Here is a 14,200-nt window from a genome sequence, read left to right as displayed (position 1 = left end):
GGCGGTGCCCGCCGAGGAGGCCGCCGCGACGACCCCGGCCGGGCGTCGCGGACTCCTAGCGATCCACCGCTTCGACAGCGCTCAGCGGGGCCGCCAGGTCCTCCAGGCTGCGCCGTTCCGCCCGCACGCCGATCGCGGCCTCGACCAGCCCCGCGGCCGTCATCAGCGCCGCCCCGATGCAGAACGCGAGCGTGGTGTCGGAGACCTTCCCGCTGCTCACCAGGCCGTTGAAGAGCAGCGGGCCGCTGATGCCGCCGACCGCCGTGCCGACGGCGTAGAAGAAGGCGATGCACATCGCCCTGGTCTCCAGCGGGAAGATCTCGCTGACCGTCAGGTAGGCCGCACTCGCCCCCGCCGAGGCCAGGAACAGCACGGCCGTCCAGCAGGCCGTCATGCCGGCCGCGCTCAGCGCGCCCTGCTGGAACAGTGCGGCGGTGCCGAACAGCAGCACGCCGGAGCCGATGTACGTGCCGGCGATCATCGGCACCCGCCCGACCGAGTCGAAGAGGTGGCCCAGCAGCAGCGGGCCGAGGAAGTTGCCGACCGCGATGACCGCGAAGTAGTAGCCGGTGTCGCCCTCCGGCACGTCGAAGTAGAGGGTCAGGATGACGGCGTAGCCGAAGGTCACGGCGTTGTACAGGAACGCCTGCCCGATGAAGAGCGAGAGGCCGAGCACCGTCCGGCGCGGGTAGCGGCGGATCACGGTGCGGGCGATCGTGACGAAGCCGAGCGGGCCGCGCTCGCGGATCAGGATCGGCCGGTCGGTGACGGCCGGCAGTGGTCGGCCGGTCTCCCGCTCCACGATCCGCTCGGCCTCGGCCACCACCTCCTCGGCCTCCGGCGCCCGCCCGTGGGTGAACAGCCAGCGCGGGCTCTCCGGGACGTGCCGGCGGACCAGCAGGATCACCAGGCCCAGCACGACACCGATCCCGAAGGCGAGCCGCCAGCCCACGTCGGTGGCGAACAGCGCGGTGTTCAGCAGCGCGACGGAGGCGAAGGCGCCGAGCGCGGCGCCGATCCAGAAGCTGCCGTTGATGATCAGGTCGACCCGGCCGCGCACCCGGGCCGGGATCAGCTCGTCGATCGCCGAGTTGATCGCCGCGTACTCGCCGCCGATGCCGAACCCGGTGAAGAAGCGGCAGAGGAAGAAGAACCAGGCCGTCCAGGACAGCGAGGTCACGGCGGTCGCCGCCAGGTAGACGGCGAGCGTCACCATGAACAGCTTCTTGCGCCCGAGCCGGTCGGTCAGCCAGCCGAAGAACAGCGCGCCGGCGCAGGCGCCCGCCACGTACACGGCGGCCGCGATCGTCGTCACCTGCGTCGTCGAGATGGCGATGCCGCTGCCGGGCTGCGCGAGCCTGGCCGCCATGTTGCCGACGATCGTCACCTCAAGGCCGTCCAGGATCCAGACGGTGCCCAGGCCGATCACGATCCGCCAGTGCCAGCGGGACCACGGCAGCCGGTCCAGCCGGGCCGGCACGTTGGTCTCGATGACCCCGGTTCCGGCGGACCCGGACCCGGCTTCGGCCCCGGGGGCCGTACCGCCGTGCGGGTTCCGCGCGGATGACTTCGCCGGATCGGCCATGCGGGGCTCCTTCGCTCGCCGTATCGAGGCGCCCCGTCTGCCCGCTTTCCGCAGGATCGAACGCGGACGCCCTCTTCGCTACGCTCGGTGAGCTTCGACGCTCCCTCCGTCATCATCCCCCGAGGGCGGAGGCGCCGCCCGGGGAGGCGTTCCTTCTGGCGGGCGGCGGCGGGCGGCGGCGACGGGCGGACCCGGCTGTGGAAGGCGTCCGGGCTACTGCTCGACGTACTTGCGCAGTACCTGCTGGTAGTCCGCGAACTCGGGCTCGGTGTGCAGCTTGGAGACGTCCTTCTTCAGGTAGACCATGCTGGGGCAGCTGGGTTTGGCGCTGCCCAGCAGCTGTTCGGTGCCGACCTTCTTCCCCGTCCTGGCCTCGTACACGGTCACCTCGTACTTGCCGCGGTAGAGCTTGAGGGTGTCCGAGGTGAACTTGCAGTCGGTGAGGAACTCGCCCTCGTCGGGTGAGTCCAGGCAGGCGATCAGCTGGACGCGGTACGGGTCCAGGCGGGTCGCGCTCCAGTAGTCCGGCGAGCCGGCGGTGGGGGAGGCGGGGTGCGAGGAGCCGGACTCGCTGAGGGTGAACATCGCGACCGGGTGCGGCCCGGCGCCGGTGTGCTCGGCGGTCTTGGGGAAGTACTTGCGCGCGATGTTCGACGCGCAGCCGGCGTCGAGGTCGGAGAGCCGGCTGAGTGCCTTGTCGCTCGCCTTCGGCTCGAAGATCACCCAGTAGACGCCGTACCCGAGGACTCCGACCATCGCCAGCGCGACCACCCGTGCGGCGATCGTCCGCCCCTTGCGCTGGCCGGGTGTCAACTGCCGTGCGGCGCCGGTGGCGGCGCGCTTCCTGGTCGCCACGGCGTAGGCGATGAAGAGGATCGGGGACGCCGCCACGACGGCGAACAGCACGCCGATCGGGGCGTTTCCACCGTTGAACGCGATCATCGAGAAGACCACCGAGATCGCGGCGAGCAGGACTATCAGCTTGGCCATGAACATGCCCTCCCACAGGTCGACAGCAGCCGCGAGACTACCGCTGCCGGGGCGGGGCGCGGGCGCCCGCACCCGGTCCGGACGCGCCCCCGGGGCCCGGCCGCCGTCGCCGCCCCGGTTTTCCGCCGGAATTCCACCCGTATTTCCGCACCATCGGTGATTTTCTTCCCCGCCCCTTTCCGGAGCCCATGCGAAGTCGATTTCCGGGGGTGGTGGAGCCGGGGTCGAGAGGTGCTGGAAAGGGCTTTCCGGCGGGGGTGCGGTGTGTTGTGGTGGGGTGGTGGAGGAGCCGGGCCGCACCCCCGTGGCGGCCAGGCCCGGGCGGACAGTCGCTGGTGGGCGGCGTAGACGCTCGCGCATGGATGTGAGTGCGGTGGCTATGGTTCGCCGACTCGGGGTGGATTTGAATGGTGCCATGACGACGAACCGACCGGGCTCGCAGAGCGGTAGGGGCCCGCGGATCGCGTCGGACCTCCCGGGCGCCGCCGGCGCCTTCGGGGGGTCGGTTCCGTCAGTTTCCTCCGTCTCTCCGAATGAGGTGCTTGTGATGACTCGTCAGGGTGTTGTGGATCTTCCGGTCGGTGCTGGTGTGGTGCTGGTGGTGGGTGGGACGGGTAAGACCGGTCGGCGGGTGGCGGAGCGGTTGTCGGGGTTGGGGTACGGGGTGCGGGTGGGGTCGCGGTCGGGGGCGGTGGCGTTCGACTGGCATGACGAGGGGACGTGGGAGGCGGCGCTGGAGGGGGTGAGTGCGGCGTATCTGACGTACTACCCGGATCTGGCGTTTCCCGGGGCGGTGGAGGCGGTGGGGGCGTTCGCGCGGTTGGCGGCGCGGCGGGGTGTGGGGCGGCTGGTGCTGCTGTCGGGGCGTGGTGAGGAGGCGGCGGAGGCGGGGGAGAAGGCGGTGATGGAGTCGGGGGCCGCGTGGACGGTGGTGCGGTGCGCGTGGTTCAACCAGAACTTCAGTGAGAGTTTCTTCCTGGATCCGGTGCTGGCGGGGGAGTTGGCGTTGCCGGTGGGGGGTGCGGTGGAGCCGTTCGTGGATGCGGAGGACATCGCGGAGGTGGCGGTGGCGGCGTTGACGCAGGCGGGGCATGCGGGGGAGGTGTACGAGTTGACGGGGCCGCGGTTGCTGTCGTTCGCGGAGGTGGCGGTGGAGTTGTCGCGGGCGACGGGTCGTGGGGTGCGGTTCGAGGCGGTGTCGGAGGCGGCGTACCGGGGGGTGTTGGAGGAGGCGGGTCTGCCGGGGGACTTCGCGGAGCTGTTCTCGGTGATCCTGGACGGTCGTAACGCCTCGTTGGGGGACGGGGTGCGGCGGGCGCTGGGGCGTGAGCCGCGCGACTTCGCCGACTTCGCCCGCGAGGCCGCCGCCTCGGGCGTGTGGAACGTGTGAGCCGGCTCGCCGGCGGCGGCCCGAACAGGCCGCCACCGGGCGGGCGTTGGTCGTGTATCCGGACATAACAGTGGAGGTTTGGCCATGTCGGACGGCAAGCAGGTCTGGTCGAGTGAGCAGGGTGTGGGCGCGCTGCCCGGGCACATCCGGGGCTTCGGGCTGATGCACGTGGCGATGCGCCGGGACGCCGCGCGGCTGAGCGCGGCCGCCGCCCGGGGTGCGTCCGCGGGCGGCTGGGGGCCCTCGGCGGCTCTGGCGGACTGGTTCGGCCGACTGAGGGCCGTCATCGACTGGCACCACCACAGCGAGGACGAGATCCTCTGGCCCTTCCTGCGCGAGCGGCTGGCCGGCTTCGACGGCGGCGGCATCCTGGAGCAGGACCACGAAGCGCTCGACCGGACGATGCGCCGGGTGGCGGAGGTGCTGTCCGCCCGTCGGATCGCCGAACTGCCCGAGGCCGCAGCGGGGTTCGAGAACCTGATCCGCGAGCACCTGGGGCACGAGGAGCCGGTGGTGTTCCCGGCTCTCGCGGGCCTGCCGGTGGACGAGTACCTGCGGGTGGAGCGGCGGATCATCCAGAGCGCGCCGGGGCAGGTCATGACGTACCTGCAGCCGTGGATGTTCGACGGCGCGGACGCGGCGTCCGTGCGGGCCGTGTCGGCCACCATCCCGGGCCCGGTGCGGCTGATCGGCCGTACGGTGCTGGAGCGCCGGTACCGGCGCACCCTGAACCCGGTTCTGTGACCGTCGGCCCCTTCCCAACTCCTCCCGGCACCCTCCGGTGCCGCAAGTGCCCTGGCGCGTAGTGGGGTTCCGGTTGTCGCGGTTCCGTTGCGGGTGGCACCGCACGGTGGGTGGTGTCGTTCGTTCCGCTGTTCGCCGGCACCGCGCCCTGCGGGGCCGGGAGAGTGAAAAGGGGTCCTGTGATGCGTTCGGATCAGAGGTCGGCACCGGTGTCGTACGCCGTCCCGTCGGCCATCGGCGGTGTGCGGCCGGGGAGTTCACCGCACGGCGGAGCCGCCGGGCAGGGCCGCGCCGCCGGGCCCGTCCTGGCGGGCGCCACCATCGCGATGGGCCTGATGGCGGGCCTGTTCTTCGCCTTCGACGTGTCCGTGATGCCCGGCCTCGCGGCCGGGGACGACCGGACGTACGTGACGGCGATGCAGCACATCAACTCGTCGATCGAGAACGGGATGTTCGGCCTGGTCTTCGTCGGCGCCTTCGCCGCCACCGGCGTGGCGGCCTGGCTCCAGCACAAGGCGGGCCGGCGCCAGGCGGCGCTGTGGGCGGCCGGGGCGACGGTGCTGTACGTGGTGGCGCTGATGGTCACGATGGGCGTCAACATCCCGCTCAACAACGAGCTGGCGGCGGCCGGAGACCCGTCCCAGATCCACGACTTCGCGGGCGTGCGCGCCAAGTTCGAGGGCAGCTGGGTCGCTGCCAACATGCTCCGCACGCTGCTCTGCACGGCGGGCCTGGCGGCCCTGAGCCGCTCGCTGGTCCTGCACGGCCGGTTCAGCCGCCTGGGCCGCTGAGCGGCCCGACCGCGCGCGCCGCAGGGCTGCGCGGCCGCGGGGATGCCCGTCCGCCTCGTGCGGGCGGGTCTTCGTGCGTTTTCGGGTGCGGTAGGCCCGGTGGCGGGCCTGGTGGTGGGGCGCCCGAGTGCGCCGGGGCGTGCGCCGGTGCGCCGGGCCAGTGCTGTCGGTCAAGTCGCCTGGGGCGTCCTGGACTTGGCGATCCGGGGGCTATGGGTGGAGCATGGGCGGGCCCGGTCGTTGCGGCGCGCTTGCGCCGCTGCCGGGCCGTACGGTGGTCGGCGTGTCCGGTGAGCTGGAGAGGGGGCGGGGTCTGTGGTGGCGGTGGTACGTCCGTACCTGATCCGGGGGAGAGCGGTTCCCCTGGCCAGATATCTGGCGGAGGAGGACATCGAGGGTCTGGTGGCGTGCTCGTGCATCGGGAACGAGGTCACGATCGACCTCGTGGACACCCGGATCCTGGTGACCCTGGCGGACGTGGCCGGGGCGGTGCGACTGAACTTCGACATGGTCCAGGACGGTCCGGCCAAGGCGCGTTCCTGGTCCCGGCGCCTGCCGGGCGACGCGGGGCCGGGCGAACTCGCGGCGCGGATAGCCGTGGACGTGCGGACGCTGGCCCGTGAACTGGCCCCGCTGCGGCGCAACCCCCCGCGCAGGCCGGGAGAGAGCGGGCGGTAGGCACGGCGACGGCCGGCGCGCCGCGTCGACGCGCTTTAGAACGTCACCAGCCAGGACAGGCTGCCGGTCAGGTGCTCGCGCAGCGCCGGGTCGATCACCGCCGGGGTGGGGTCGGTGGCGACGGCCGTGAGCAGGTGCGGCCGGGAGCGGGGGCCGCCCGGGCGGAGGGCGGCGAGGTCGGGGGCGGTGCGCCCGCGCTGCCCGGGCAGCTCGCGCCCGTCCAGGAACCAGCGCAGCCGGGTGCCCGGGACGGGCAGGTCGACGGTGAGGCGGCTGGCGGAGGTGAGCCAGGTGTCGGTGGAGACGGGACTCGTCAGCGGGGTGGCGTGGCGGTAGAAGCCGGCGATCATCGCCTCCCGTCCGGGCAGGTTGAACTCCCGCCCGAGCGAGCGCATGATCGAGTTCTCGGTCGGCCGGTACAGCCCCGTCGGGTAGTAGCCGCCGCCCTCGTACGCGCCGACCGTCCCGCCGTCGGGGGACGTCCGGCCGAGCCAGCGGGACCACTTGGTGCCCTGGGCGCGCATCCGGTCGGCGGTCAGCGTACTGATGTTGGCCTCGGCCGGCTCCGCGCCCTGGTAGGTGCCCTGGCCGTCGTACGCGTACTCGTCGGCGAGCTTGCCCAGCGAGTGCCCGGTCTCGTGCACCGCGATCTGCCCGGACTTCGCGTTGCCGCCCGCCACGGTGGCGATGCCCTCGTAGCCGAGCGAGGACTTGACGTCGTTGTAGCCCGCGCCGCCGTACTTGGTGCTGTTGGCCACCACGATCACCAGGTCCGCCTGCGGGGCCTTGGCCGCGTAGCGCTCGACCGCCTTCTCGTCCACGCAGAGCAGCCGCTCCACCCCGTCGCACCAGAAGTACGAGCCCAGCGCGGTGTGCCGGACGGTCGTCTGGTCCGGATCCCCGGAGACGCCCGACTCGGGCGAAACGGCCGACACCGCCCAGACGTTGAACAGGTTGCGGTAGGTGGCGTACGGCTCGACGGCGGTGATCTCGCGCCACTTCTCGGCCGCGTCGCTGCGGAACTTCTCCTGTTCCTGCGCCGCGTAGCCGTCCCCGATGACCACCACGTCGAGCTTGGCGGCCGGATCGCCGTTGCGCACCAGCGCGGTGACGTCGCCGTCGTCCTGCATCGGGGCCACGCCCTGGATGCGGGGGCCAGCCGTGTACGGGGAGCCGCCGGGGACGAGGGCCCGGGATATGCCGCCGTCCTCGCCGAACACCTCGACGGGGTGCCGGCCGTCCGTCGGAGCGGCTGTGGGGGCGGCGCCCGTCGTGGTTCCGGGCGGGGCTGCGGGTGCGGCCAGCGCGGGGGCGCCGCCGAGGAGGGCCGCGGCCAGGGCGGCGGTGAGGAGGGTTGCGGCGGTTCTGGTCCTGCGGCTCCTGGTACTGCTGGGCATGGGTGGCCTCCCCGGTGGTGGCGTGAGCGGGAGGTGGCAGCCTATTTCCCACGTTGAGAACCTGACAACCTGTGAGGGGCATTCCGGATCCGCTCCGGGCCGCTACTCCACGGACATCCCGCTGATGACGGAGACCGCGAGCAGCCAGGCCAGGACGGCCAGGGTCACGGTCACGGGCAGCGGCCAGTCCATCAGGAGGAGCATGGCGGCACCCACCAGCGTGGTGACCGCCACGGGGACGGACATCCCGGCCGGGACCCACCAGGAGCGCACGTTCGGCCCGAGCAGGCCGCCCACGATCAGGGCCGTGCCCGCGCCGACCAGCAGCGCCAGCTTCAGGACGGCCAGCCACAGGGTGTGCGGATTGCGGGCCCGGTGCCCCTGGTAGTCGACCTCGACCACCTGGCCCCTCCAGACCGTCAGGTTCACGACCGTGTCGGTCCGCACGTCGTCGTAGAACGCCTCCCCGACGTCGTAGGCGCCGGTCGGAGCCTTCTCGCGGGCCACGGTCAGGGTGTACGAGGTCGAGTCGCCGTCCCGCTCCATCGCCCTCTTCGTCACCCGCCCGCTCTCCCGCAGCGTGCAGTCCACCCCGGGCCCGATCGCCGGAGCGCCGCAGACCGGGGCGCCGCGATACGCCCACCCCTCGTGGTACGCGCCGACGAACCGTGCGAACCCGAGGCCGACCGCGGACAGGCCGAGCAGCAGGAGCAGGGCCTGCGCCACGACCCGCAGCGTCAGCGCGGTGGCCCGCCCGCGCGGCCGGGCGTCCTGCGGGCCCGGCGGCTTGCCGAACAGAGCCATCGGACTCCCCCTCGTCTGGACGTCGGTCGCCATGCGGGCCGACGCCCCGGCACGCCGTCGGCGGCTCCGGGGGCGGCACGGACTTGGATGATGCCAGGGACAGGGGTAGGGCGGGAGGAACCCGGCACCGCTGTAACGGACTTGTGCCATGCCGGGGGCGCGGGCGGTGCGCCGGTGCCCGCGTGTTTTCGGCCGTTTCCGGGCGCGGGCGGACCACCTCGGCCGCCCCATCGGCGGTGCCCCGTCGCAGGAATTCGTGATCGACGGGCCAAGAGGCCTGACCAGGACGGGGTAGACGCATTTTCCGCCGTCATATGCTCGCGGACCCGACCGCTCCCTAAAGTCACCGCAGACAGAGCGCCGGGCTGCTCTCCGAGCCGCCGCCCGGCGCCCCCACGCGCACCACCGACCCCGAGGACGGACAGCTGTGAACAACCGGACCAGGAACAGGATCGCGGGCGGCCTCGCGGCGTTCGCCGCGGCCACGGCGCTGGGCCTCGCCGCGGCCCCGGCAGCACAGGCGCAGACCGCCTCCCCGGACGCGCTGCAGAGCATCAACTGCAGCACCGGCACGTTCGGGAGCGACGGCACCCAGCAGTACTTCAACATCTCCTGCTCGGGCACCGGAACCACCAAGTGGTGGGTCAACGTGAGCTGTTCCGACGGCTCCACCCGCACCGTGGGCCCGTACACCACCTTCCTGAACGTGCGCGTCTACTGCCCGCCGAACACCACCGCCCTGAGCGGCTGGGTGAGCTACACCCCCTGAACCCGGTGGCGCCGGGCGGGGGGGGGGCCCCCCCCCCCCCGCCCGGGCGGCGCGCGCGCCGCCCCCCCCCCCCCCCCCCCCCCCCCCCCGCCCCCCCCCCGCCCCCCCCCGCCGACCCCGACCCCGACCCTGGCCCCGACCTCGCCCGGTCTGGTTCGCGGTCACACGTCCCAGGTGACCGGGAGGCTCTTCACCCCGTAGATGTCCGCGGTCTCCGGCCGCAGACCGACCTCCTCCGCCGGTACGGCCAGGCGCAGCGTGGGGAAGCGCTTGACCAGGGCGGTGATCGCGACGCTCAGCTCGACGCGGGCCAGCTGCTGCCCCAGGCACTGGTGGACGCCGTGGCCGAAGGCCAGGTGCCCGCCGTACTGCCGTCGGAAGTCGAGCACGTGGGGATCGGCGAAGCGCTCGGGGTCACGGTTGGCGGTGTTGTACGACAGGATGACCGTCGTGCCGGCCTTGATGGTCTGGCCGCCCACCTCGACGTCCTCCAGCGCCGTCCTCATGAACGACTTGGCGACGCTCAGGTACCGCAGCAGTTCCTCGACGGCCCGGCCGGTGAGCGTGGGATCGGCGCGCAGGTCGGCCAGCTGCGCCGGGTTCTGCAGCAGCGCGAAGGTGCCCAGCGCCAGCATGTTCGCGGTGGTGTCGAGCCCGGCCGCCAACAGGATCAGGCTGACGCCCCTCAGCTCCTCATCGGTGAGGTCGCTGTCCATGAGGTCGCTGAGCACGTCGTCGGTGGGGTTCGCGCGCTTGGCGGCCACCAGCTCCGCGAGGTACCGCTGGGTCGCCGTGTAGGCCGCGATCAGCTCCTCGTCGCTCGTCTCCCCGTTCACGAAGGAGTCGATCTGCTCCTGGAAGGAGCCGCGGTCCTCGTACGGCACCCCCAGCAGCTCGCAGATCACGATGGCGGGGATGGGCTTGGCGAACGCGGTCACCAGGTCCGCCGACGGCCCGGCCGCCTCCATGGCGTCCAGGCACTCGGCGGTGATCTGCTCGATGCGCTCGGCGAGCAGCCGCATCCGCCGCACGGTGAACTTGCCCACCAGCGGCTTCCGGTAGCGCCCGTGCTGCGGGTCGTCCATGAGGAGGAACTCGCCGGGCGGCGCCGGAGGAATCTCGAAGTCGCCCACGTTGATGAGCTCCTTGCGCGAGCTGAACCGCGGGTCGGCCAGGACCGACCTGACCAGCTCGTACCCGGTGATCAGCCAGCCGGCCGCCCCGCCGGGGTGGGTGTAGCGGCTGATCGGTCCGTGCCGTCGGGCGTCGGTCAGCTCGGCCGGCGGGTCGAAGGGGCAGCCGGGCGGGCGCGCCGTCGGCAGCGTCGTGACGGTGTGGACGGATTCACCCATGACCGTTCCTCATCTCGCGGAAATGCGTCTTCGGGACTATTCGAAAGCTACGTTGCATTCAGCATGGTCGCAATCGGGTGAAGGAGTATTCCCAGGTGAACAGCCGTAAATTGATGCAATGACGCTGAAGTCGAATGCAATGCCGCATTGCAATGAATGAATGCGAAGGCAATACTGGCGGCATGCCAGGAGGACGACTGACCCAGCAGGACCGCCAGCGCATCGCGGCCGGACTCGCCGACGGGCTCTCCTACGCCGAGATCGCCAGACGGCTCGACCGGCCGACCTCGACGATCAGCCGGGAGATCGGACGCAACGGCGGCCCCAGCGGCTACCGGCCCGAACAGGCGCACCGGGCGACGGTCCAGCGCGCGCGGCGCGGCACCCCGGCACCGCCACCCGCGGACGGGCCCTCGGGCAGCCCGACAGGAGAGGAGATCATCGACATGGCGGTCAGGACGGGGCTGCCGAGGATGACGGCGCGCGTGCACGTCGACCTGCTGCTGTCCGAGGACGGCAGGCGCACCGCGGCCGAGCTGACCCGCAGGCTGAACGTCAGCGCGGCCTCCGTCTCCGTGGCCGTGAACTACCTGGTCCAGCACGGGTACGTCCGACGCGAACGCGACCCGCAGCGGCGTCGCGACATCTACGTGGTCGACGACGAGGCCTGGTACCACTCGATCATGATCGGCTCGCGGGAGACGCTCGGGACGGCCCAGATCGCGATGACGGCCGCGGCGGAGTTCGGGCCCGACAGCCCCGTGGGGCAGCGGCTCGCCAGGGGCGGGACGTTCCTGGAACGCGTCATCCAGGACATGGTGGAGTCCGCCGACCGCTGGCGGCACCTCCTGACGTGAACTCCTGACGTGACCTCGTGGCGTTGCGTCAACTCGCTTTCCCCGCAGGCCAGGTGCCCGTCCGGACCGGTGAGGGGAGTGCCGGCCCGGCCGACTCGGCGCCGGGGTAGATTCCCGGGCATGACGACCACCGACCCGCTGAGCCCGGTCTCCCGTACGGCCCTGTCCGTCGCGCTGGTGCGCGCCTACGAGAGCTCCCGCCCCGAACCGCTCTTCACCGACCCCTACGCCGCCGCCTTCGTCACCGCCTCCGGCATGCCGATGCCCACCTCGGGACCGGCGAGCGGCCTCGCCAAAGGCCTGGTGGTCCACGGCATCCTGCGCACCCGCTTCTACGACGACCGTCTGCTCGCCGCCGGCGCGGACCAGGTCGTCCTGCTCGCAGCAGGCCTGGACGCCCGCGCCTACCGGCTCGACTGGCCGTCCGGCACCCGCCTCTTCGAACTCGACCTCGCGCCCGTCCTGACCTTCAAACAGCACGTCCTGGACGAACTCGGCGCCGACCCGGCCAGCGAACGCACCACGCTGCCCGGCGACCTGCTGGACTCGGACTGGCCGCGCCGCCTCGTCGAAGCCGGCTTCGACCCGGAGCGGCCCACCGCCTGGCTGGCCGAAGGACTGCTGGTCTACCTCACCGCCGACCAGGCGGCCGGCCTGATCACCGCCGTCGGCACCCTCTCCGCGCCGGGCAGCCGACTGCTGCTCGAAAAGGGCCGGGACGTGACCAGCACCCCGCAGGACCCGACCCTCGCCCACATCACCGACCTGTGGCAGGGAGGCCTCGGCCCCCAGACCCACGAGTGGCTCGACGCCCACGGCTGGACCACCCGGCTCACCCTGCTCGACGAGGTCGCCGCCGCGTACGGCCGCCCCTTCCCGCCGGGCTCGGGCCCGAGCACCACGGGGTTCATCGAAGCGGTGCGCACGGCCGACAACGGCCCGGCGGGCCCCGCCCGTTGAGGGCGAGCGCCCGGGCGGGGCAGGTCCATGGGCCGGGGCTCCCTGTCCTGTCCCTCGGATCGTCCCGCTGACCGGATCCGTCAGCTGTCCCCTCGCCCCCTCGCCCCCGTGTCGGCCTCGCTCCTCTGCCGCACGTGGGGGGCGGGGCCTGTAGGCCCTGCGGCGGCCGGTTCGCGGTTCGGTGGTGCTTCGGTACTGCGGTGCTGCGCGCTCAACCGGTCGTCGTCCCGTGCGGGATGGTGAGGGTCGTGAGGAGGATGGCACCGGTGGTGGTCCAGCGGCCCTGGCAGCGACCGGGCAGGTGGGGGTGGTGGGCGGTGAAGGTGCGGTCGGGGTGGAGGCGTACGGAGATGCCGGCCAGACCGGTCCAGCGTCGGGTGAGCGGGTAGCAGGCCTTGTAGGTGGCCTCCTTGGCGCTGAAGAGCAGTCTGTCCCAAGGGACTTGGCCGTGAGGTAGCCGGTCGAGCCGGTGACGTTCGTCCTCGGAAGCGGTGAGGGCGAGGACCCCGTCGGGGAGCGGTAGAGCAGGCTCGGCGTCGATGCCGAGCGAGACGACATCGGCCGTGTGCGCCGCAGCGCAAGCGGTGTAACCGTCGCAGTGGGTGATGCTCCCGACGGTCCCCGACGGCCACTCGGGGGCCCCGCCCGGCCCCGGGAGGAGCGGGACCGGCGGGTGGCCGAGCTGGGCGAGAGCGCGACGGGCGAGCGTACGGGCGGCGGTGAACTGCCGCTGCCTGCGGGGCGATCGGCCACTGATGTGGGCGCGCTCCGCAGGAAGGAGCGCGCCCTGGGGCGGCGGCCCGAAGGCCTCGGTGCAGTGGACAGTTGGCGGCAGGAGCCTGCCCAGCTCGGTGGTGAGGGTGGTGGTGGTCACCGCTGCGAAGTGAGTGTGAGTTGGTGGATCTGGCGGGCGAGTTGGTGAGGGGCTTCGAGCGGGAGGATGTGGCCGGCGTCGGAGAGGGTGTCGACGGTGGTGTTGGGGAGGTGGGTCTGGAGGGTGCGGATGTGGGTCTGGCCGACGGAGGTGTCGTGGGTGCCACGGAGGATCGTGGTGGGGGTGGTGATGTGGCGGAGGTGGGGGGTGTGGTCCATGGTGCTGGTGGAGGCGAAGGTGGTGAGACGGGTGTGGGGGTCGGTGTTCGCGAAGAGGCGGCGGTTGGTCTCCTGGGTGTGAGCGGGGGTGTTGGGGTGGAGGGTCTTCTTGAGGAGCTGGCGGCCGAGTCGGGGGTTCCTGAGGGCGCGCTGGAAGGCCTTCGTCTTCATGATGCGGAGTTCGCCCGGAGGGGTCTGCTGGTCGTCGGCGGCGCTGGCGGCGAGGAGCAGGCCGACGAGGCGCTGGGGCGCGGTGCGGGGGGCGTCGGCGTAGAGCTGGGTGGCATAGGCGAGCGCGGCGTAACCGCCGCCTGAGTGGCCGGCGACGACGACGGGGCGGTGGGGGGCGAGGGCGTCCGCGACGGTGGCGAGGTCGTGCCCGAGTTGCTGGATGGTGAGGGCGTTGGAGCCAAGGGTGCTGGTGCCGTGGCCGCGCTGGTCGTAGGCGGCGACGGTGTGGCCCTGGGCGGCCAGCAGCCGGGCGGTGGCGTGCCAGACGGTGTGGGTGGCGCCCCAGCCGTGGGCGAGGACGATCAGGGGCGTGGTGGTGGCGGTGGTGTCGTGGGGGTCGATGTGGGCGGGGTGGTGGATGGCGACGGTGAGGCGGGCGCCGTCGGGAGTGGTGGTGGCGAGGTCGGTGATGGTGACTTCGGCGGTGGTGGTCACGAGGTGCTCCTGTCTGCGGCTGTGGCTCGCGTGAGTTGGTGGTTGAGGTTGGTGAGGGCGTTGTGGGTGGCTTTGGTGTGTTGGTTGGGGATGGTGTGTTTGGGGAGGAGGGTGGGCCATCCGTG

14 protein-coding genes are annotated in these 14,200 nt (G+C 72.3%); 7 read left to right on the top strand and 7 right to left on the bottom strand.

The window, feature by feature from the left end:
* Positions 1 to 55: 55 nt before the first annotated feature.
* Positions 56 to 1,585, bottom strand: coding sequence for an MFS transporter (locus ACFV6D_RS32925; protein ID WP_380562439.1), 1,530 nt, complete (start codon positions 1,583 to 1,585; stop codon positions 56 to 58).
* 213 nt (positions 1,586 to 1,798) lie between these two features.
* Positions 1,799 to 2,575: a hypothetical protein gene (locus ACFV6D_RS32920; protein ID WP_063350803.1), complete on the bottom strand. Its 777-nt coding sequence runs from the start codon at positions 2,573 to 2,575 to the stop codon at positions 1,799 to 1,801.
* A 547-nt stretch (positions 2,576 to 3,122) separates the two neighbouring features.
* On the opposite strand from ACFV6D_RS32920, the gene ACFV6D_RS32915 reads away from it, so the two are divergent.
* The 4 genes from ACFV6D_RS32915 to ACFV6D_RS32900 all read left to right on the top strand — a co-directional run bounded on the left by ACFV6D_RS32915 (position 3,123) and on the right by ACFV6D_RS32900 (position 6,178).
* The gene (locus ACFV6D_RS32915) at positions 3,123 to 3,965 is read left to right on the top strand and encodes an NmrA family transcriptional regulator (RefSeq protein WP_380562468.1); all 843 of its coding nucleotides are present in this window, start codon (positions 3,123 to 3,125) and stop codon (positions 3,963 to 3,965) included.
* A gap of 84 nt (positions 3,966 to 4,049) precedes the next feature.
* Entirely contained in the window at positions 4,050 to 4,709 is a 660-nt protein-coding gene (locus tag ACFV6D_RS32910) for a hemerythrin domain-containing protein (protein WP_380427008.1), read from the top strand.
* 182 nt (positions 4,710 to 4,891) lie between these two features.
* The gene (locus tag ACFV6D_RS32905) at positions 4,892 to 5,500 is read left to right on the top strand and encodes a DUF1772 domain-containing protein (RefSeq protein ID WP_380562437.1); all 609 of its coding nucleotides are present in this window, start codon (positions 4,892 to 4,894) and stop codon (positions 5,498 to 5,500) included.
* 444 nt (positions 5,501 to 5,944) lie between these two features.
* Positions 5,945 to 6,178, top strand: coding sequence for a hypothetical protein (locus ACFV6D_RS32900; protein ID WP_159398300.1), 234 nt, complete (start codon positions 5,945 to 5,947; stop codon positions 6,176 to 6,178).
* A gap of 35 nt (positions 6,179 to 6,213) precedes the next feature.
* Here ACFV6D_RS32900 and ACFV6D_RS32895 read toward each other — a convergent pair whose 3' ends face one another.
* Together ACFV6D_RS32895 and ACFV6D_RS32890 are read right to left on the bottom strand one after the other, a co-directional pair.
* On the bottom strand, positions 6,214 to 7,575 hold the full coding sequence (locus ACFV6D_RS32895) for a M64 family metallopeptidase (protein WP_380562435.1): 1,362 nt from the start codon (positions 7,573 to 7,575) through the stop codon (positions 6,214 to 6,216).
* Between the two features lie 102 nt (positions 7,576 to 7,677).
* The gene (locus ACFV6D_RS32890) at positions 7,678 to 8,379 is read right to left on the bottom strand and encodes a hypothetical protein (RefSeq protein ID WP_380562433.1); all 702 of its coding nucleotides are present in this window, start codon (positions 8,377 to 8,379) and stop codon (positions 7,678 to 7,680) included.
* Positions 8,380 to 8,806: 427 nt separating this feature from the next.
* Between ACFV6D_RS32890 and ACFV6D_RS32885 the strand changes: the two genes are divergently transcribed.
* Positions 8,807 to 9,148 (top strand): hypothetical protein, encoded by a 342-nt coding sequence (locus tag ACFV6D_RS32885; protein ID WP_380562431.1) that lies wholly within the window; start codon positions 8,807 to 8,809, stop codon positions 9,146 to 9,148.
* 161 nt (positions 9,149 to 9,309) lie between these two features.
* Here the strand turns inward: ACFV6D_RS32885 and ACFV6D_RS32880 are convergent, their stop codons facing one another.
* Positions 9,310 to 10,500: a cytochrome P450 gene (locus ACFV6D_RS32880; RefSeq protein ID WP_380562429.1), complete on the bottom strand. Its 1,191-nt coding sequence runs from the start codon at positions 10,498 to 10,500 to the stop codon at positions 9,310 to 9,312.
* A gap of 182 nt (positions 10,501 to 10,682) precedes the next feature.
* Here ACFV6D_RS32880 and ACFV6D_RS32875 point away from each other — a divergent pair, with 182 nt between their 5' ends.
* Positions 10,683 to 11,357, top strand: coding sequence for a helix-turn-helix domain-containing protein (locus ACFV6D_RS32875; protein WP_380430534.1), 675 nt, complete (start codon positions 10,683 to 10,685; stop codon positions 11,355 to 11,357).
* Positions 11,358 to 11,477: 120 nt separating this feature from the next.
* Positions 11,478 to 12,317, top strand: coding sequence for an SAM-dependent methyltransferase (locus ACFV6D_RS32870; RefSeq protein WP_380562427.1), 840 nt, complete (start codon positions 11,478 to 11,480; stop codon positions 12,315 to 12,317).
* A gap of 211 nt (positions 12,318 to 12,528) precedes the next feature.
* Here the strand turns inward: ACFV6D_RS32870 and ACFV6D_RS32865 are convergent, their stop codons facing one another.
* Both ACFV6D_RS32865 and ACFV6D_RS32860 read right to left on the bottom strand, forming a co-directional pair.
* Positions 12,529 to 13,191 carry a 4'-phosphopantetheinyl transferase gene (locus ACFV6D_RS32865; RefSeq protein WP_380430525.1) on the bottom strand — a complete coding sequence of 221 codons (663 nt, stop codon included), beginning with the start codon at positions 13,189 to 13,191 and terminating at the stop codon, positions 12,529 to 12,531.
* Complete coding sequence (locus tag ACFV6D_RS32860) at positions 13,188 to 14,075, bottom strand: alpha/beta fold hydrolase (RefSeq protein WP_380562425.1); 888 nt, start codon at positions 14,073 to 14,075, stop codon at positions 13,188 to 13,190. The genes ACFV6D_RS32865 and ACFV6D_RS32860 overlap by 4 nt, the downstream gene beginning before the upstream one ends.
* Positions 14,076 to 14,200: the final 125 nt, after the last annotated feature.

The sequence above is a fragment of the Kitasatospora sp. NPDC059812 genome (assembly GCF_042732075.1).
Taxonomy (GTDB): domain Bacteria; phylum Actinomycetota; class Actinomycetes; order Streptomycetales; family Streptomycetaceae; genus Kitasatospora.
The sequence above is the reverse complement of the archived record's forward strand: the minus strand, read 5'-3'. Positions and strand labels throughout refer to the sequence as shown.

What these genes read in the sequence shown, in the direction of transcription:
- ACFV6D_RS32925 (WP_380562439.1), bottom strand. Translation starts at nt 1,585, where the DNA reads ATGGCCGATCCGGCGAAGTCATCCGCGCGGAACCCGCACGGCGGTACG.
- ACFV6D_RS32920 (WP_063350803.1), bottom strand. Translation starts at nt 2,575, where the DNA reads ATGGCCAAGCTGATAGTCCTGCTCGCCGCGATCTCGGTGGTCTTCTCG.
- ACFV6D_RS32915 (WP_380562468.1), top strand. Translation starts at nt 3,123, where the DNA reads ATGACTCGTCAGGGTGTTGTGGATCTTCCGGTCGGTGCTGGTGTGGTG.
- ACFV6D_RS32910 (WP_380427008.1), top strand. Translation starts at nt 4,050, where the DNA reads ATGTCGGACGGCAAGCAGGTCTGGTCGAGTGAGCAGGGTGTGGGCGCG.
- ACFV6D_RS32905 (WP_380562437.1), top strand. Translation starts at nt 4,892, where the DNA reads ATGCGTTCGGATCAGAGGTCGGCACCGGTGTCGTACGCCGTCCCGTCG.
- ACFV6D_RS32895 (WP_380562435.1), bottom strand. Translation starts at nt 7,575, where the DNA reads ATGCCCAGCAGTACCAGGAGCCGCAGGACCAGAACCGCCGCAACCCTC.
- ACFV6D_RS32890 (WP_380562433.1), bottom strand. Translation starts at nt 8,379, where the DNA reads ATGGCTCTGTTCGGCAAGCCGCCGGGCCCGCAGGACGCCCGGCCGCGC.
- ACFV6D_RS32880 (WP_380562429.1), bottom strand. Translation starts at nt 10,500, where the DNA reads ATGGGTGAATCCGTCCACACCGTCACGACGCTGCCGACGGCGCGCCCG.
- ACFV6D_RS32875 (WP_380430534.1), top strand. Translation starts at nt 10,683, where the DNA reads ATGCCAGGAGGACGACTGACCCAGCAGGACCGCCAGCGCATCGCGGCC.
- ACFV6D_RS32870 (WP_380562427.1), top strand. Translation starts at nt 11,478, where the DNA reads ATGACGACCACCGACCCGCTGAGCCCGGTCTCCCGTACGGCCCTGTCC.